This is a genomic window from Mesobacillus maritimus (genome assembly GCF_019749255.1).
Lineage (GTDB): Bacteria > Bacillota > Bacilli > Bacillales > Cytobacillaceae > Mesobacillus_B > Mesobacillus_B maritimus_A.
This window is the reverse complement of sequence record NZ_JACWFH010000007.1, coordinates 411,399-429,157: the sequence shown is the minus strand read 5'-3', so window position 1 is coordinate 429,157 and position 17,759 is coordinate 411,399. Positions and strand designations below refer to the sequence as shown.

Sequence of the window (17,759 nt, the reverse complement as noted above, 5' to 3'; positions counted from 1 at the left end):
TGCCGAACACGGAAGTTAAGCTTCTCAGCGCCGATGGTAGTGGGGGGTTTCCCCCTGTGAGAGTAGGACGTTGCCAGGCAAAGTAAAAGAACAGCTAATTTAATGGCTGTTCTTTTTTACATACTGTAAGCCAAGTTTTTGAAAGTGTGGTATTTAATTCACAAAAGTTTCATATTTAGAAGGGAAAATATGATCATAAGAAATGAATTATCATTCAGTTTCCGTTATAATGTACTGTATTGTAAAACTGACTTTATGGAAATAATTAAATGAAAAGCATTAGTTTTGTATTCAATTGTGCGCTACTGGAGGATTACATAGATGGTAACAACAGAAGGAAAGTATAATGGATTGGATGGAGCGGAATTATTCTACCGGCGAATCCAACCGAAAACGAAGGCTAAAGCAGTAATTATGTTAATACACGGCTTTGGTGATCATAGTGGAGGATTACAAAATATAACATCAAGCTTGGCTAAGAATCACTATATTGTTTATGCTGTGGATTTACGTGGGCATGGGAAAAGCTCTGGGAAAAGAGGGTTTATTAGGAGTTGGAATGAGTTTAGAGGAGATATTCATGAATTAAGAAAGCTTGTTACTCTCAAAGAACCTAATTTACCTCTGTACGTGATTGGCCATAGTATGGGAGGGGTAATTTCTCTTGATTATTCTCTCAAGCATAGCGAGGGTATTGCAGGGGTCGTTGCGATATCACCAGGTATCTCTTATGAGCCAACAGCTTTTGAGCGCTTAGGGGTTTTGGTAATGGGCAAACTTAAACCTGACTTGAAGATTATAAAATCAGGTAATTTTCAATTACAGGCAAAGGACCCGGCGTTACAGGCTAAATACAACCCTGAGGGCTTAAGGCATAATACAGCAACACCAGGGTTAGGGCGAGGTTTACTCCAAGCATCAAAACATGTCGTGAATAACGCACTTTCCATTAATGTGCCATTATTATTGCAATACGGAGTAGATGATAAAATTACTCCACCCAAAAAGTTGAACCAGTTTTTTAAGCAAGTTGGGTCCAAAGATAAACAAGTTCTCGAGTATCCTAATGCAAGACATCGTCCGTTTGATGAGGCAGGGAGAGAAAAGTTTTTAGGAGATTTGATCAGTTGGCTAGATCAGCAGATTGACAATAAAAACAAAGTACTATACAAGTCAGCAGGTAGGTTATAATCGTTTATCAATGAACTACTTGGAAGCAAGCAACTAGCATATCCCTTACAATAAAAACCATAAAACCCTTAGACCTAAAAATCTAAGGGTTTTTGCATTTCTTATAATTGTTCGAGAACCATCGGAACAAAGTCAGCATAGCTTTCAATATGAAAATCGGCTTCGATGTCTTTATTTTGGAAAGCAACGGTTGTAATCTTTAGCTTTCTTGCAGGAATCAAGTCTAAATCACGGTCACCAACTACCAAATCAATGCGATGGTTCTTAAGGACATATTCATAGGAAGAACTATCAGGTTTTCTTGTGAAACCTTGTTCTTCAACCGCTACAATATCCTTAAAATACTTTCTTAAATTGAACTTCTCAAGAAGATAAATCGTCGATTCTTTATCCCGGTGAGTGACAATTACATTACTATCTACACGGGATAGCACTTCCTCAAGATGGTCAAAAGGAACGCTACTAGTCCTTGCATACTCATTATGTAATCGTTGGTATTCTGCTCTTTCACTTTCATCGATACCATAATGCTTAAAAGCGGTTTTTGAATCCTTTTTCAGCCATTTTAATACTTCAACATGATTAAGTTCACGTCCACTTAGGTGTATAAAACCCTCGACAAGAGATGGATATGTATTAAAAAGTGTTCCATCGAAATCCCATAGTATGTTCATAAAACCCCTCTTTTTATATGTATATTTTTATCACTAAAAAAATATTTTACTATTTATAAAAAATGATTGCAAAGTATTTTTGAATTGTAACCAATTACCGTATATTCAGTACATTCGGTTAGTTACCTTTAATGTGATGAAAAGAAAAATAGTTTGCAGTGAACTAACAAAAATTGGAAAAACGAAGTATAATAATAGTGAAAATGGAAAGTCTTTGAGTTGGAATTATAAGGAGGAGTACAAGATGAGTGACATCCTTTTAGGCTCAATCATGTCGAGCGTTGGATTCATCTCAATTGCTATCATTTTATGGGGGTTAATCATCGCTACATGTGTATTTCTGGTGTTTGGTTTTGTGCGTAAGTCCTGGAAAGCCCTCTTGTATAGCGGTATATCATTTATCATTCCTGGCATTGTCCTATTCACACAAGGAGGTCCTTTTAGACTTCTTTTACTTTATCCTGTGATTGCCATTATTTTTGCTTTTGTTTTAAAACGGCGAGGGTAATTCACATAGGGAGAGATAGATAACCTTCTTCATTTATCTTCTTAAAACAATTAATATTAAGCCTAACTCATTTTTAATGGGAGTGAGGCTTTTTTCATTTTCAAAAAAAAAACTGTTAGGTCCGTCTCCAAAAACATATACGGTGTAGAATCCATATAGAAAGAAGGTTTTTAGGTAACTAGAAGATATTATAAATTTGCGAATAGCTAACAAAAGTGCCAACAATGTATATTAATATCTATGTAAAACCATATGTTTTCACCAGACGATATTAAAATACTTCATCACTTTTCACCTATTAAATGGTACAATTTAACTAAATATTTAATCTATTGGAAATTGACAATATCTTAAGGAGAGAACATGATGCTATCGAAAAAAACCTTACAGCTAAAAAACCAAAGTATTTCCTACATAGAAGAAGGTTCCAGCTCGGACCCAGCTGTACTTCTTATCCACGGAGTACCTGAATCAAGCATGCTTTGGAAGCATCTTATTCCGGAAATTGCTTCGCAAGGGTTCCGGTCTATAGCCCCTGACCTTCCGGGTTTTGGACAAAGTGATCGTTTCCCTTATGGTTCAACTTGGGAGAAGTATGTTGCGTTTATTTCTGATTTTATGGAAGCGTTATCTCTAGAGAAAGTCCATCTTGTGGTCCATGACTGGGGTGGAATGATTGGGCTCCGGTGGGCTTGTGAATTCCCAGAGAAAGTGGAAAGTTTAATCATTAGTGACACCTGTTTAGTTCCGGGATACAGATGGCATCCACTTGCTAGAAAATGGCGTACACCAGAATTAGGAGAAAGAGTGGTCGAGGCGATGGCCAATAAGGAAGCCTGGATGACCAATATGAAAAAGGAAATCCCTTCTGTTGATGAAGACATTCTTGAAGACTTTTTCACTATTTTTGAGAAAGAAGAAACCCGTAATGTGATTCTAGAATTATATCGCTCTGCGAATCTGGAATTAGTAGAGCATTATCAAAACCTTACTCAGATTAAGAAGCCGGTCACGATTTTGTGGGGAGAAAATGATCCGTATATTCCAACTGATTTTGCTTATAAAACGAGGGACGAGCAATTTCCACATGCAACAATAGAAATCATTCCTAACACAGGTCATTTTATTCATGTTGAAGCACCCGAACAGGTAATCCCTTTTGTAAACGCGCATTATCGGTCGGTATTAAAACTATTAAAATAGAATATAGGGGGAAGTGGAGTGGAAAGATTAGCAGGGAAAGTTGCGTTAATTACAGGCGGAGCAGGCGGCATCGGGAAGGTGACGGCGGAAAGATTCCTTCGCGAAGGAGCGAAAGTGATCTTAGTTGATCTCTTTGAAGAAGCTCTTCAGGAGGTTAAAAAGGAACTTGAATCATACGGGGAAGTGTTAACGATTCAAGCGGATGTATCAAAAGAAGCGGACGTTCAGAATTACGTCAATCAAACCGTCGAGCAGTTTGGCAAGATTGATGTGTTTTTTAACAATGCTGGAATCGTTGGAAAAATGGGACGTCTTGTTGATATAAGTGTCGAGGACTTCGATCAAGTGATGAATGTGAATGCCCGTGGCGTATTTTTAGGGTTGAAATATGTTCTCCCTGTCATGACAAAGCAAGGATATGGGAGTGTCATCAACACCTCTTCTGTTTCAGGCCTTCACGGAAGTAAGCGGCTATCTCCTTATATCGCGTCAAAACATGCGGTGGTGGGGTTAACCAAAGCAGCTGCCATTGAAGTTGCTAAAACAAATGTTCGTGTCAACTCGGTTCATCCATCACCGGTGAATACCAGCATGGCCCGCGACTTAGAGGAAGGACTCAACGTCGATGAAGAACGGTTAGCTAAGACCATTCCATTAAGACGCTATGGGCAATCCAGCGATATCGCAAACTTGGTTTTATTCCTGGCCTCTGATGAAAGCAGCTTTATCACAGGAGCCCAATATCGGGCCGACGGTGGAATGGGAGCAATGTAAAAAGTGGGACAATTAACCTTCTAAGAAGGTTTTAATTGTCCCTTTTATTGTGCGTTCTTTAGTATTTCTCTATATGACAGGAATAGGAAAGTCGTTTGTGAATAGAAAGAGGAATTACGTGTATTAAACCAGGATTCGCGTGAATAGACCAGAGTTTTTCGCGAATAGAAGTGCAAATTACGTGAATAGAAAAGACGTTTGCGAATAGAAAGGGGAATTACGTGAATTGAATGAGGATTCGTGTAAATAGACTAGAGTTTTTCGCGAATGAAGTACAAATAACGCGAATAGAAGTAAGATTAGGTAAATAAACAATTCATTTTCAGTAGTTTTAAGTGTTCAATCATTTTATAGTAAAATTTGAACTGCAATTATATTTGTTCGTAACAACAAAAAAAAAAATACAATAAAAATTACATAACGAAACACATGGAGGAAAATATGGACAAGGTCTTACAGGAGATTGCTAATTACATTCGAAACGAGAATAAAAGAATCATCGTTGGAATTTCGGGTCATGGGGCATCTGGGAAGACAACGTTTGCCCAAAAACTTATAAACCTTTTGGGTGAGGAGAACGTGAATTATATTAACACCGACACCTATATTATTGGCTCGCACCTTAGGAAGTACACGACAATTGAATATGAATATCAACATGAACTTCATCGTGATAAAATGACCGCTTGTCATCCGGCTGCTCATAATCATTTCGTACTAGAAAGAGATATTCAAATGATTAGGAATGGTTTAGATTTTTACACAATAGGCACAAACTTTACTAAGAGCCATTTCATTTCAGCAAACAACAAGATCAATATCGTCGAAGGCATGACTGTCTCCTTCACAAATCTCAATCTATATGATTTAAAAATATACATATATACCGACGGAGAAACAGAGTTGATGCGAAGAAGTATCCGTGATGTTTCTGAAAGAGGAACAGATATCAATTATTTAAGGAAATCCCATGTAGAACGTAGAATCCAATATGAACTATTCATGCATCCTTATCGCCGGGAGTTTGATATCGTGGTAAAAAACACAAATGAAGAGTGCATTGTTGAAAAAGGCTGGTTTAAATAGTGGATTTGAACATTTTCCTCGCTTCTACATAAGATATATGTATCTTACCGGGGGTGCTGGAATGCCTAAATGGTTAAAAGTGGTCATCCTTACGTATCTATCCTTATTATTTTTCGGTAGTTTCTTAGCAGTAGGTGCTCTTTGGACCGGACAACTAGAAAAATCGTTTCCCATCATATCCGATATCGAAATCTTTTTGTACTACTTCTTTGCGGGGTCCATAGGCGGTTCTTTACGTCATTTGTATATGTTTTGCTCGCATTATATGAGGGACAATTTAACGAACTACCGAGTCTGGATTATGTACATCTTTTTCCCGATTTTTGCAACGGGAACTGCTGTGATTGCCGTGACGTTAATCCAGAGTGGGATCTTCCTTGTTGAATTTGTTGAATTCGATAACGCGCCGTATGGCCAAATCAGCATTGCTTTTTTCGTCGGCTTTGGTTTCAATCGGTTTTTAAATAAATTAAATGCTGTTTCGAAAAATTTATTTAAAACGGATCAAGAAAAAGAGCAGAAGGTTGAAGTAGAAAAGTAAACGGCCAGTACGAATATAAAATATTCAGCCTTTTTCTAAAAAGGTTCCCAGTTAAATAGATTTGAAATAAAATTTGAAACGTATGCAAAAAAAAAGACCCAGTGGGTCTTTTTTTATTACAATATGTAACACCGTGCACCTACTATCGATAGAAACAACCAAGCGTTACTTGTGAACTTTAGCTCGAACTAGGCTACCCTACGGCACATAGAAAGTTCTACTTATGGCTGCTTCCTTCCGGACCTGACCAATTTCATAGGTTTCCATTGCGTAGGACCCAATTGTCAACACCAATCTTCACAAGGCAGACCTTACATGTTTCTACCTCAAGTAGGAATTCAACCCCGCTATGGCGGATTGCGGGTAACAGGGCACCGCCAACTCCCCGTCTAGCACGGTATGTATCCGCTAGACAGATGTTCTATGTGATTGTTGTAAGAATAAATCTGCAACAAATGAATCGGCGCATGAAATGGCTGTAAGCCAGGTTTTGTTCCTGCGTGCTGCATTCGATGCCACTCTCGCACAACAGGTGTAATCATATGACTATCGATCAATCTGACCGATCCATCCCTTTGGTTCAATTCCCTCAGGATGGTGCCCCTACCAAAGTTTGGGTTGCTCGCTCGTGGGGTTTACCCGTTCCATTTCTTCCGTTTCCAGAAGAACTCGTCACTGTGGCACTTTCAGGATAATCTCAGCATATCCGATAAGGACTTAGCATGATTTCTCCGCCGTCAACAGACACAAGAGTCTGCTGCCCACCTTTGCAGATGGCACGAACACTCCGGGCATCTCAGCACCGGGCGAGCCTGGACTTTCCTCAACTCATGGGAACATGAGCCGCGATTACTCACCATTTCATGTTTTGTTTGTTCATTTGCTACGTGTATTAATGTAACATGAATAGTCGGAAGAAGCACTAGGAGGACAAATCCATAGATGGAATTAATAGGTATTATATAAAAGGTAAGTGGTTGATACTTTGTTGGTGTGTACGCTGAACAGGATTTTAGAAATTGTGTTGGGGAAGGATTATAATGAAGAAGATAACGAAGTATTAAATCATTGATTTATATAGAAGAAACACATCGGTTATGTCATTGAAGCAACATAAACCGAACAGGGAAAGGAAGTAAAAGAAAATGAGATTAAGTGTACTAGATCAAGCGCCGATAACAAAAGGAAATACAGCACAGAAAGCTTTAAAAAATGCTGAAGAACTTGCTGTTCTTGCGGATGAATTAGGTTTTTATCGCATGTGGATGGCTGAACATCATGGCACAGAGGCTTTTGCCAGCTCTGCTCCCGAAGTAACAGCAGCCCATTTAGCGGCCAAAACGAATAAGCTTCGTATTGGAACAGGTGGCGTCATGATGATGCATTATTCACCTTTAAAGCTTGCGGAGGTATTTAAAACCTTAAGTGCTTTTTCCCCAGGAAGAATTGACTTTGGTGCTGGCCGAGCTCCAGGAGGCGATAATTATTCGATTTACGCCTTATCGGAAGGACGCAAACCGATGATTCATAATATGTATGAAAAATTTGATACTGCCTTAAAGTTGATAAACGACGAGGTACCCGAAGATAGCTTATATAATAAAACAGCGGCCACACCAGCACAGATTGTTTTACCAGAAGCCTGGCTCTTAGGTTCAAGTGGCAACAGTGCTCTCCGGGCAGGTCGGATGGGGGTAGGCTATTCTTTTGCTCAGTTTTTTAATGGAGAAATGACTGCAGAAATCCTTGATGCATATCGATACAATTTTCAGCCATCCGCTTTTATGGATAAACCTGAAATAAGTGTTACTTATATGGTAACCACAGCAGAAACAAGGGAAGAAGCTGAATTCGAAGCTGGCCCACAAGATATTGCGCGATTAAATTTGATGAGAGGTCGGATTGGTCAAGCACTAACACCTGAAGAGGCGCAGAATTACCCATTAACTGAAATGGACCGAATGACCATTAAAGAAAATCGTAAGCTTCATTTAGTTGGAGATGTAAAAGAAATTGCTCAAAGATTAAGAGATGAACAAGAACACTATGGTTTTGATGAGGCAATGATCTGCAGCATTCCTCATTCACAAGAAAAGCGTTTGAATGTATATCGTTTGTTGGCTCGAGAGCTGTTTTAGTTAGATAAAAAATTCACCCCCAGTGTTTGTTCACTGGGGGTTCCTTGTCGGGGCAGAAAGCTATCTTCCCACCAATCTATGTAAAATCAAATCGTTTGGGGTGAGCCAATTGATTTGATCGATGCACTAATTTTTAAATACATGTTGTCCGATGACTACCGCAGTTTGTCTAGAATCTAGCCAACGGTTCGTCGCGATGGAAGGATTGTAAAAGAATAACGCGTCTTCGGCAATGTCTCCATTATCCGTTAAAGCCGTCATAACTGCTTCAACTGATTCCTCATCAGCTGGCTTATTGATTTCACCATTTGCAACTGGTTGAAATTGTCCGGGCGCATATATGACTTCTTTTACTGTGTCGGGAAATTTACTGCTTTCTACTCTGTTTAAGACAACATCTGCAACGGCTACTTTTCCTTCAAATGGTTCAGTTTGTGCTTCGGCGCGAACGATTCGTGCTAGTAAATCGATGTCAGCATCTGAAAGACCAACTTCAACTTTTTCAGGCTTCTTGGTTTCCTGTCTTTGTTTTGTCAATGTTTCAGGGTCGGCATTGTCAACAGTGATTGTCGCAGTGGGAATAGATTTAGTAGCACTTTCAGCTTGTACCTCTAAATGAACGGTTTCACCGACTACGATAAAATCAAGATTTTTAATTTGGGGGTTAGCCCCTGCAAGTTCTTGTAAGCTTACGCCGTGGTTTCGTGCTATGCTACTCATTGTATCGCCTGATTTAACGGTATATCCGAATGCTGGTGAAGCAAATGCGAACGATGCAACTACTATGAATACAGTCATTAATTTTTTCAAAATTTTAGTCCTCCTAGTTGATTTGGATTTGCTTTGATAAGCTTGTATCTAAATCTATTACTATGAAGGAATAAAATAGAATAGTATTACAGTTAAGTTACATAGTGTTACATAGAGAAGCGAGAGTCGTACTTTTCCTTAGCATTATTATTCTGATTTACATCAGTGTACCGTAGTGAATCCTTATTTAATAGGGGATTTGCGCACCGTTACAGAATTGTGAAAAAGGTAAAATGGCAATACAAGACATAACCTTTATCATGGAATAATGCTTTTATATCCCCGTTCTCATTCACTACAAGATCTTCTTATTATATTAGAAATAATTTCCAACTTCATTTAGCTCCTTTAGCCTATAAATACACCCTAAACCTATCAATTCTTCGGCTAAAAAAAATAGATAGAAAGCGAGAAAATCACACACGTTCTCATGACGAACACTGAAGTTAAGCTTCTCAGCATTAATGATAGTTGAGAGTAGAAAGTTGCCAGGCAAAGGAAAAGAACAGCTGTTTGAAGGCTGTTCTTTGATTTTCTATCTATAGAATTTGTTTTTTAATGGTTGCATCATATTTTTTCTTCAATAAACGAGAACTAAGCCCAAAACCAAAGTGGAAAAAACAACCAAGCATCATCCACAAATAAAACCATGAGAACTCCGATAAGAATCCCTAAGCTAACAAACATAACATTATGTATTCTAGTTTTTATCCAGCCAAAGGTATACGCTAACGCCAAAATGAATGGAATAAATGTAAGTCCAATGGTCAATTGACCAACTGAAAAACCAGCAATAAAGCTGAAAATATAGATGCTAATCGCAGAAATCCAGTAAAATCGGTAGTTTCCTTTTATTGCGATAACAGTAGTTACTAACGCAGTAATCAATGACAAAAAGGCAATGACTGAAAAGATGACGTTGGCCTCCTCTCGTAAGGGTTCGTTTCCACCGTTATTTAGCGGATTGCTTCATTTTGTCCCTCAAGATATTCCTCCGAAGTCATAATAAACTCTCTAACGGCAAAGGAAAGGTATTTATTCTTCTTCCAGATCATCCCTAACTCTAAATTGACCACTGATTCATTGAAAGGGAGGACAGACACTTCCGAAGTGTTGATTCCAGCACATATTTTACTAGGCAAAAGGGCAACGCCAAGCTTTCCCTCGACCATTCCTAATAAAAATTCTTTCTGAGAACTTTCACACACAATATTGGGTTGAAAATGATTTTTGACGCATTCATCAATAATGAGATCATAAAGAGAAAAGTCTTTTCGATATAAAATGAACGGCTCGTTCTCTAGGTCAGAAAAATGGACCTTTGGTTTGGAGGTTAACGGATGATCTTTATGGACGATTAACATTAATGGGTCCTTTAACACTTTAATGATTTCAAAATTGCTGTTTTGAGTGGGAAATGTACAGATTAACCCAATATCCAAGGAACCATCATCCACGCCTTGTTTTATTTTTTTTGTCCCAACCTCGGTTAGGGTTATTTTTACGAGTGGATATTTCTCTTTGAATCTACTAATTAATTTTGAAAAAAAGGCAGCTCCAACAATAGGGGGGATGCCAATTCTGATTTCACCACTTTTAAGCTCCATGATATCCGTTAATTCCCAGGTTAAGCTGTTAAAGGCCTCTAGTACTTTTCGTGCATTGATTAAAACAGCTTTTCCTGCATCTGTTAATTCTAATTGTTTCGATGAACGGTAAAATAACGGGACCCCCAATTCATCCTCTAAATTTTTAACGGCTTTACTGATGGAAGGCTGTGTGACATGTAGTGTTTGTGATGCTTTCGTAAAACTTAAATGCTCAGCAACTTCTGAAAAGTATTCTAAATGACGGATATCCAAACTTTTTCACTCCTAGTTAGAACGACCAAAAGTCGCGGATTAGGTATTTTAAGTATTCTATTCGCAATATTCTTTCATTTATTATAGCGTATTTATCCCTTGCATAAAGCCTTTCGAAGCCATTTTTCCTTCTTTATCCTAATCCTTTACGAGAACACCTATAACCAAAAGGAATAAAGGATATAGATTATATGTATTTTCTTTATGACTCTTCTTCATTATATAATGAATTTACATTAAAAGACGGTTTGTATAAAAAAATTACTGAATATTCAGTAGAAATTTTTCAAACCAAGTCGAAAAGGAGCTGTTATGAATGAGTGATTTGCAAAAAGAATCTTTATTGTTGCATGAAAAATACAAAGGGAAGTTATCTGTCGAGGTAAAAATGCCTTTAAATAGCATGAAGGATTTAAGTTTAGCGTATTCGCCAGGGGTAGCTGAGCCTTGTTCGCAAATTCATCAACATCCTGAGAAAGTCTATGATTATACGATTAAAGGAAACTTACTCGCAATTGTTAGTGATGGAACGTCGGTATTAGGTTTAGGGGATATTGGTCCAGAAGCTTCGATGCCAGTTATGGAAGGAAAGGCTGCACTCTTTAAAGCCTTTGCCGGAATTGATGCAGTTCCGATTTGCCTTGATACGAAGGATCCTGAAGAAATTATTAAAACCGTAAAGCTCCTTCAACCAACGTTTGGAGGCATTAACTTAGAGGATATTGCGGCTCCGAATTGTTTTTATATCGAGGAAGTCTTGAAAAAGGAAATGAATATTCCAGTCTTTCACGATGATCAACACGGAACCGCGATTGTTACGGCAGCAGGCCTAGTCAATGCCTTAAAGCTTGTCGATAAAAAGATGGAAGACATCAAAGTGGTTATTAATGGTGCAGGTGCTGCTGGGGTAGCGATTATTAAACTATTGTTAAACATGGGTGTAACAAACATCGTTATGTGTGATACAAAGGGAGCAATTTACGAAGGCAGACAAGAAGGCATGAATCCGGTTAAAGAAAGTGTCTCTAAACTTACGAACAAAGAAAAACTACAAGGAAAGCTTGCGGATGTGATTGTTGGTGCTGACGTCTTTATCGGGGTTTCCGTTGCCGGAGCTTTAACACCGGAAATGGTACAGACGATGAACGCTGATTCGATTATCTTTGCAATGGCAAACCCAATTCCAGAAATCATGCCAGAAGAAGCAAAGGCTGCTGGGGCAAGAATTATTGGAACAGGTCGTTCGGATTTGCCGAACCAAGTGAATAATGTTCTTGCGTTCCCTGGAATCTTTAGAGGAGCACTAGACGTCTCCGCTACAGATATCAATGATGAAATGAAAGCAGCAGCTGTTCAAGCGATTGCTAGTTTGATTGACAGTGATGAGCTCTCAGCAGATTATGTTATCCCAGGTCCATTGGATAGCAGAGTGGTTCCGGCTGTAAGAGAAGCAGTTGGTAGAGCAGCCCAAGAAACAGGTGTAGCACGCAAACACATTTTTACAGATGACTTAGTCAATAGCCCAGAATAATTACGAACCAAAAGCCGTGAAATACAACAAATAATGGATTCTAGCAGTGACAAAGCACACCTTTCATCATTCAATTAGACTTTGGCTTCTTGAACAATTATGTATTCAAAGGAGATTGATCCAAATGAAAAAAATCGAAGTAATTGAAACGAAAGAAATGCTTCGCTGTGAAATCATTGAAAACTATTATGTGGTCTATGAAAAGACAGAGACGAGGGAATATAGGATAGATCATTCTTCGTTGGTTGATGTGGGTTCATCCATTGAAAATACTGTATCCATTTTTAAGGGAGGCTCTCAATCAACATTACAAAAAGTCCAAACCTACACTGTCAATTGTGTGGATCAAAGTGAAATTCGAGATGTTATTTTACAGGAATATCCTAATCTATTTAAAACTGCTAAACTTGCTAGGCAAGCCGTTTAAAACAAGTACAAATAGTACCTCGGGTGCTTCTCTATTCTATAGGGGAGCGCCTTTTTATTTTAATCCAATAATATTTTTATGTATCAAATGGTAGAGCAGTTGTCTCGAACTAAAGTGCTAGTTATCTCCCATAAAATTCCGAATAATTTTTGCAGGTATTTTAACATAGTATATTGAATGTATTATGTTAGCACTCCTGAATATAATGTGAAAGGGTGAAAAAAACATATGAGTACATATTCTCATTTCCCGGTGGGAGATGAATTTTTGTCATACACAGGAAGAGTGCTCGATAAGATGATTAGATATTCGTAGGTTACAAGACAGAAGGGAGGAAATGCTTTTTGCACAGTATACGTTGGGTTTGGGGGTATATTCGCAAATATCGTTTGGGCTTATTCATTGGTCTTGCCATGGCCTTATTCGTCTCGGTATTAAATATGGTGAACCCCTATATCTCTGGGATGATTATTGACAAAGTCATCTATGATAATCAAACAGAGTTGTTATGGCCATTACTAGCTATTATGGTAGGGGTCACGTTATCCAAGACAGTGATTCGCTATAGTTATCAGCTTATTTTTGAACGCATCTCGCAGAACACGATTTTCAAGATTCGCGAAAAGTTATATGACCGGCTTCATACATTAGATTTTCATTTTTATGATCGCACAAAAACAGGTGATATCATGGCACGAATGACCGGGGATATGGAAGCGGTCCGGCATTTTACCGCATGGGTCATTTACATGATTTTTGAAAACGCGACCATTCTATTGTTTGCTCTTGGACTCATGTTTTATATTCACCCACCATTAGCTTTAGCGATGCTGGCGGTTACCCCGATTATTGGATTTTTAGCGTTTCGTCTAACGTACTCCGTCAGACCGACGTTCTCAGCGATTCGTGGCCAGTTTGCGCGGTTAAACTCAGTAGTACAGGAAAACATTAGTGGAAATCGGGTTGTGAAAGCCTTCGCCAAAGAAGACTATGAAATACAGAAGTTTTCTGTGGAGAATGCAGCGTTTAAAGAAAAGAACTTGAACTCCGCAAGAATTTGGGAAAAATATTTGCCTGTACTCGACTCCTTGGCCGGCGTCTTAACGGTCATTATGATTTTAGTAGGCGGAATTATGGTTATTAATGGCTCATTGACTGTTGGTCAGTTGGTAACATTCAATTCCCTGATTTGGGCATTGACAAACCCGATGCGGATGGCTGGTTGGTTGATTAATGACGTCCAACGATTTATTGCCTCAGCTGAAAAAGTGGAGGAATTATTAAACACTGAACCAGAAATCATCAATCCCGAAGAAGTAGTGAAGGTAAAAGAACTGAAAGGGTTTGTTGATTTCAACGCTGTTTCATTTCGTTATGGTGATGAACTTGTGTTGAAGGATATCTCGTTTAACGTCCTTCCAGGGCAAACAGTAGGAATTATCGGACCTACAGGCTCAGGAAAGTCAACGCTAATCAATCTTCTTAGCCGCTTTTATGATACAGATTGTGGGGATGTTAGCGTCGACCGAACCAATGTGAAGGATTGGGATCTTTATAAATTGCGTGAGAATATGGCTACCGTCATGCAAGACATCTTCCTGTTTTCCGATACGATTGAGGGAAATATTGCGTACGGAAACCCGCATGCTACTCTAGAAGAAGTTCAAGAAGCGGCCAAAAGAGCTGAGGCTCACGAATTTATTTCGAAACTGCCGGAAGGCTACGATACCATTGTTGGCGAACGTGGCGTCGGTCTTTCCGGAGGACAGAGACAACGAATTGCCTTAGCTCGAGCGTTTTTAAAGGATTCTTCCATCATCATCCTTGACGATACGACTTCGAGTGTTGATATGGAAACAGAACTTAAAATTCAAAACACCCTACGTGCCAATTTTAAAGAGAAAACTTGTTTTATCATTGCTCACCGGATCTCCTCTGTAAAAGAAGCGGACCTGATTCTCGTCATGCAGGATGGTATGATAATTGAACGCGGCAAGCATGATGAGCTTGTAAACAAAAAAGGCTATTATTACACTGTGCTACAAAATCAATATGGCAATTTTGATGAACAGCACCAAAGCAAGGAAGTGAGTATCTAAGTGGCAAGGAATAAATTTGATGTAGATGAGGATTTAGAGACTCCCTTTAGCCTGACACATTTAAAGCGGTTAATGGTTTACATAAAGCCTCATAAAAAACAGATTATCTTTACTGTATTTATCATGTTGCTCGCAAGTGGTGCTGGTTTGATTGGCCCTTATCTTATTAAACAAGCGATTGATGAAAAGATTCCAAATGGGGATATCGCAGGATTGTTTCAACTTGCAGGTATTTTTATCGTGGCGATTCTGACGACAGCCATCTGTATGAAGTATCGTATCCGGATGATGTCTCAGGTTGGTCATAGTATCATTGAAGCCATCCGCAAAGATTTGTTTACGCATTTGCAGAAGCTTTCCTTTTCGTTTTATGATAGTAGACCTCACGGGAAAATCCTTGTGCGTGTGGTGAACTATGTTAATTCGTTAAGTGATTTACTTTCGAATGGGTTAATCAATTTGATTACTGACTTGTTCAGTCTTATGGTCATACTTGGCTTTATGCTATCAATCGATGTGAAGCTAACACTAATGGCGATGGCCGGATTCCCGGTTTTTGCAGCGGTTATTTTTATCATCAAAAATGCACAGCGAAGATCTTGGCAAACATTAAGCAATAAGCAATCGAATATGAATGCATATATTCATGAAAGCATTAATGGAATTAAAGTGACCCAAGCGTTTACAAGAGAAGAAGAAAACAAAAAGATTTTCGATGAGGTTTCAAACAGCTATCGAACGTCATGGTTGAAAGCAGTGCGAATTCAATTTCTCGTCTGGCCTTCGATTGAGAATATTTCGGTCTTAACGGTTTCCCTCGTATACATTGGTGGAATTGCAATGATTGGGGACGGTGTTTCTGTTGGAGCTCTAGTAGCATTTGTTGGATACCTATGGATGTTTTGGACACCTCTTGCGAATCTCGGGAACTTCTATAATGCGATCATTAATGCCATGGCGTATTTAGAGCGGATTTTCGAAATGATGGATGAAAAGCCAACGATCCTTGACGCTTCAAATGCAAAAGAGCTTCCAGCCATTAAGGGGAAGGTTGATTTTAAGGATGTTATTTTTGGCTATGATCATCAAAAAATTCTTGATCAAATCAATATTCACGTTGAGCCTGGTGAAACGATTGCCTTAGTCGGAGCAACGGGCTCAGGAAAAACAACGATTGTTAGCTTACTCAGCCGGTTTTATGATGTGAAGGGCGGGAGCGTTGAAATTGATGATGTCGATATTCAGACTGTCACACTTGCCTCGCTTCGTAAGCAAATGGGTGTCATGCTTCAAGATCCATTTATCTTTTCGGGTACGATCATGGATAATATCCGCTACGGCCGCCTTGATGCAACTGATGAAGAAGTCATTGCTGCCGCGAAAGCAGTCCAGGCTCATCCCTTTATTGCGAGCATGAAGGATGGCTATTTCACCGAGGTGAACGAGAGAGGTTCCAGGCTTTCTAGTGGTCAGCGTCAATTAATTTCTTTTGCCAGAACGCTCTTAGCGGACCCGAAAATATTGATTTTAGATGAAGCCACCTCCTCAATTGATACAGAAACCGAGTTGGCTCTGCAAAAAGGATTAGAAACATTATTAAAAGGAAGAACCTCCTTTATCATTGCGCACCGTTTATCGACGATTCAAAATGCTACCCGAATTCTTGTCATTAATAAAGGTCAGATTCTTGAAGAAGGTTCACACGAAGAACTTATTGGGCGGAAGAGCTTTTATTGGAAATTGCACCAGGCTCAACATCGGTCGTTGGATGTGGGTTAAAATGATAAAAAAACCAAGGGTCCCCTTGGTTTTTTTATATTCTCTAAATAAGAATGCAGGTTTTCATCATCATGTATGGAACTTAAGTAGAATAGGAAAAAAGGAGATGATTAGGGAAGTGGAAAAGAAAACACAAATTGGGAAAACGGATTTATACGTAAATCCAATCGGTTTAGGAACAAATGCGGTGGGAGGACATAATTTGTTTCCAAACTTAGATGAAGCAGCTGGAAAGGAATTAGTTTTGACCGGACTAGAGAATGGCATTAATTTTCTAGATACTGCCTTTATCTACGGACCAAAACGTTCTGAAGAAATCATTGGGGAGGTAGTAAAGGAAAGAGGAAATCGTGCAGATATTGTGATTGCCACAAAAGCTGCCCATAAATATGTTGGGGATGAGATTGTTCTTGATAATTCACCCGAATTTTTAAAACAATCCGTAGAGGAGAGCTTGCAGCGGTTACAAACCGATTATATTGATTTATTCTACATACATTTTCCTGACACCGATACGCCCAAAGATGAAGCGGTGGGAGCTTTAAAACAGTTGAAAGATGAAGGGAAGATACGTGCGATTGGGGTATCAAACTTTACTTTGGATCAAGTAAAAGAAGCAAACAAAGATGGGTATGTGGATGTTGTTCAAGGCGAATATAACCTAATTAGTCGCGAAGCGGAGAAGGATTTCTTTCCTTATGCTCTCAACCAGCAGATCTCGTTTATTCCTTATTTTCCATTGGCTAAAGGAATATTGACCGGTAAATACCGGGTAGATACAGATTTGACTGGAAGGCGTGGCAAGTTCTTTGAAAAACCACTGTATGAACAAACGCTAGAAAAGGTTGAAGTTTTAAGAACCATTGCCACCTCAAAAGATGTAGAAATTGCCCATCTTGTTCTTGCGTGGTATTTAACAAGAGAGGCCATTGATGTTATTATTCCAGGTGCTAAAAACGCAACCCAAGTGCTGAACAATCTAAAAACGTTAGATGTTCAATTATCTGTCGAAGAGATACAAACGATTGATCTTATTTTTCAAGAAGACTGAAGGTTTTCATCCTAATGTGAAGTCATAATGACTAGGAGATGTATCTAAAAAGGTACATCTCCTTTAATTTAGGATTTTACAAAAC

At 38.9% G+C, this 17,759-nt stretch carries 16 protein-coding genes and 2 other RNA genes; 12 read left to right on the top strand and 6 right to left on the bottom strand.

Annotation, left to right across the window (positions count from 1 at the left end; all coding sequences use genetic code 11):
* Positions 1-321: 321 nt before the first annotated feature.
* Positions 322-1,191 (top strand): alpha/beta hydrolase, encoded by an 870-nt coding sequence (locus H0185_RS05345; RefSeq protein ID WP_221871868.1) that lies wholly within the window; start codon positions 322-324, stop codon positions 1,189-1,191.
* Between the two features lie 101 nt (positions 1,192-1,292).
* Here the strand turns inward: H0185_RS05345 and H0185_RS05340 are convergent, their stop codons facing one another.
* Complete coding sequence (locus H0185_RS05340) at positions 1,293-1,865, bottom strand: HAD hydrolase-like protein (RefSeq protein WP_221871867.1); 573 nt, start codon at positions 1,863-1,865, stop codon at positions 1,293-1,295.
* 244 nt (positions 1,866-2,109) lie between these two features.
* On the opposite strand from H0185_RS05340, the gene H0185_RS05335 reads away from it, so the two are divergent.
* The 5 genes from H0185_RS05335 (at position 2,110) to H0185_RS05315 (ending at position 5,977) form a co-directional block, all read left to right on the top strand.
* On the top strand, positions 2,110-2,373 hold the full coding sequence (locus H0185_RS05335; RefSeq protein ID WP_221871865.1) for a hypothetical protein: 264 nt from the start codon (positions 2,110-2,112) through the stop codon (positions 2,371-2,373).
* A 363-nt stretch (positions 2,374-2,736) separates the two neighbouring features.
* Positions 2,737-3,576, top strand: coding sequence for an alpha/beta fold hydrolase (locus H0185_RS05330; RefSeq protein WP_221871863.1), 840 nt, complete (start codon positions 2,737-2,739; stop codon positions 3,574-3,576).
* 18 nt (positions 3,577-3,594) lie between these two features.
* The gene (locus H0185_RS05325; RefSeq protein WP_221871861.1) at positions 3,595-4,350 is read left to right on the top strand and encodes an SDR family NAD(P)-dependent oxidoreductase; all 756 of its coding nucleotides are present in this window, start codon (positions 3,595-3,597) and stop codon (positions 4,348-4,350) included.
* A 441-nt stretch (positions 4,351-4,791) separates the two neighbouring features.
* Positions 4,792-5,436 carry a uridine kinase family protein gene (locus H0185_RS05320; RefSeq protein ID WP_221871859.1) on the top strand — a complete coding sequence of 215 codons (645 nt, stop codon included), beginning with the start codon at positions 4,792-4,794 and terminating at the stop codon, positions 5,434-5,436.
* A gap of 61 nt (positions 5,437-5,497) precedes the next feature.
* Positions 5,498-5,977, top strand: coding sequence for a hypothetical protein (locus H0185_RS05315; RefSeq protein ID WP_221871857.1), 480 nt, complete (start codon positions 5,498-5,500; stop codon positions 5,975-5,977).
* 131 nt (positions 5,978-6,108) lie between these two features.
* Here H0185_RS05315 and ffs read toward each other — a convergent pair.
* An RNA gene (gene ffs / locus H0185_RS05310) (signal recognition particle sRNA large type) lies at positions 6,109-6,375 on the bottom strand.
* A gap of 76 nt (positions 6,376-6,451) precedes the next feature.
* Positions 6,452-6,838, bottom strand: an RNA gene (gene rnpB, locus H0185_RS05305) — RNase P RNA component class B.
* A gap of 284 nt (positions 6,839-7,122) precedes the next feature.
* Here rnpB and H0185_RS05300 point away from each other — a divergent pair.
* Positions 7,123-8,115, top strand: a complete 993-nt coding sequence (locus tag H0185_RS05300; protein WP_221871855.1) for an LLM class flavin-dependent oxidoreductase — start codon at positions 7,123-7,125, stop codon at positions 8,113-8,115.
* A 126-nt stretch (positions 8,116-8,241) separates the two neighbouring features.
* On the opposite strand, the gene H0185_RS05295 is transcribed toward H0185_RS05300, so the two are convergent.
* From H0185_RS05295 to H0185_RS05285, 3 genes are all read right to left on the bottom strand, one after another.
* Positions 8,242-8,925 carry a cell wall hydrolase gene (locus tag H0185_RS05295; protein ID WP_221871853.1) on the bottom strand — a complete coding sequence of 228 codons (684 nt, stop codon included), beginning with the start codon at positions 8,923-8,925 and terminating at the stop codon, positions 8,242-8,244.
* Between the two features lie 594 nt (positions 8,926-9,519).
* The gene (locus H0185_RS05290; protein WP_246629013.1) at positions 9,520-9,819 is read right to left on the bottom strand and encodes a hypothetical protein; all 300 of its coding nucleotides are present in this window, start codon (positions 9,817-9,819) and stop codon (positions 9,520-9,522) included.
* Between the two features lie 62 nt (positions 9,820-9,881).
* Positions 9,882-10,787 (bottom strand): LysR family transcriptional regulator, encoded by a 906-nt coding sequence (locus tag H0185_RS05285; RefSeq protein WP_221871851.1) that lies wholly within the window; start codon positions 10,785-10,787, stop codon positions 9,882-9,884.
* Between the two features lie 316 nt (positions 10,788-11,103).
* Here H0185_RS05285 and ystJ point away from each other — a divergent pair, with 316 nt between their 5' ends.
* The 5 genes from ystJ to H0185_RS05260 all read left to right on the top strand — a co-directional run bounded on the left by ystJ (position 11,104) and on the right by H0185_RS05260 (position 17,674).
* Entirely contained in the window at positions 11,104-12,318 is a 1,215-nt protein-coding gene (gene ystJ / locus H0185_RS05280) for an NADP-dependent malic enzyme (protein WP_221871849.1), read from the top strand.
* Between the two features lie 124 nt (positions 12,319-12,442).
* Complete coding sequence (locus H0185_RS05275) at positions 12,443-12,745, top strand: hypothetical protein (RefSeq protein ID WP_221871847.1); 303 nt, start codon at positions 12,443-12,445, stop codon at positions 12,743-12,745.
* A 344-nt stretch (positions 12,746-13,089) separates the two neighbouring features.
* Positions 13,090-14,844, top strand: coding sequence for an ABC transporter ATP-binding protein (locus H0185_RS05270; RefSeq protein WP_221871845.1), 1,755 nt, complete (start codon positions 13,090-13,092; stop codon positions 14,842-14,844).
* Positions 14,845-16,623: an ABC transporter ATP-binding protein gene (locus H0185_RS05265; RefSeq protein WP_221871843.1), complete on the top strand. Its 1,779-nt coding sequence runs from the start codon at positions 14,845-14,847 to the stop codon at positions 16,621-16,623.
* Between the two features lie 118 nt (positions 16,624-16,741).
* Positions 16,742-17,674 (top strand): aldo/keto reductase, encoded by a 933-nt coding sequence (locus H0185_RS05260; protein WP_221871932.1) that lies wholly within the window; start codon positions 16,742-16,744, stop codon positions 17,672-17,674.
* The last annotated feature ends 85 nt before the right edge of the window (positions 17,675-17,759 follow it).

Bases quoted from the DNA above. Each gene is read 5' to 3' on its own strand.
- H0185_RS05275 (WP_221871847.1), top strand. From the start codon at position 12,443: ATGAAAAAAATCGAAGTAATTGAAACGAAAGAAATGCTTCGCTGTGAA.
- H0185_RS05335 (WP_221871865.1), top strand. From the start codon at position 2,110: ATGAGTGACATCCTTTTAGGCTCAATCATGTCGAGCGTTGGATTCATC.
- H0185_RS05345 (WP_221871868.1), top strand. From the start codon at position 322: ATGGTAACAACAGAAGGAAAGTATAATGGATTGGATGGAGCGGAATTA.
- ystJ (WP_221871849.1), top strand. From the start codon at position 11,104: ATGAGTGATTTGCAAAAAGAATCTTTATTGTTGCATGAAAAATACAAA.
- H0185_RS05340 (WP_221871867.1), bottom strand. From the start codon at position 1,865: ATGAACATACTATGGGATTTCGATGGAACACTTTTTAATACATATCCA.
- H0185_RS05315 (WP_221871857.1), top strand. From the start codon at position 5,498: ATGCCTAAATGGTTAAAAGTGGTCATCCTTACGTATCTATCCTTATTA.
- H0185_RS05320 (WP_221871859.1), top strand. From the start codon at position 4,792: ATGGACAAGGTCTTACAGGAGATTGCTAATTACATTCGAAACGAGAAT.
- H0185_RS05300 (WP_221871855.1), top strand. From the start codon at position 7,123: ATGAGATTAAGTGTACTAGATCAAGCGCCGATAACAAAAGGAAATACA.
- H0185_RS05330 (WP_221871863.1), top strand. From the start codon at position 2,737: ATGATGCTATCGAAAAAAACCTTACAGCTAAAAAACCAAAGTATTTCC.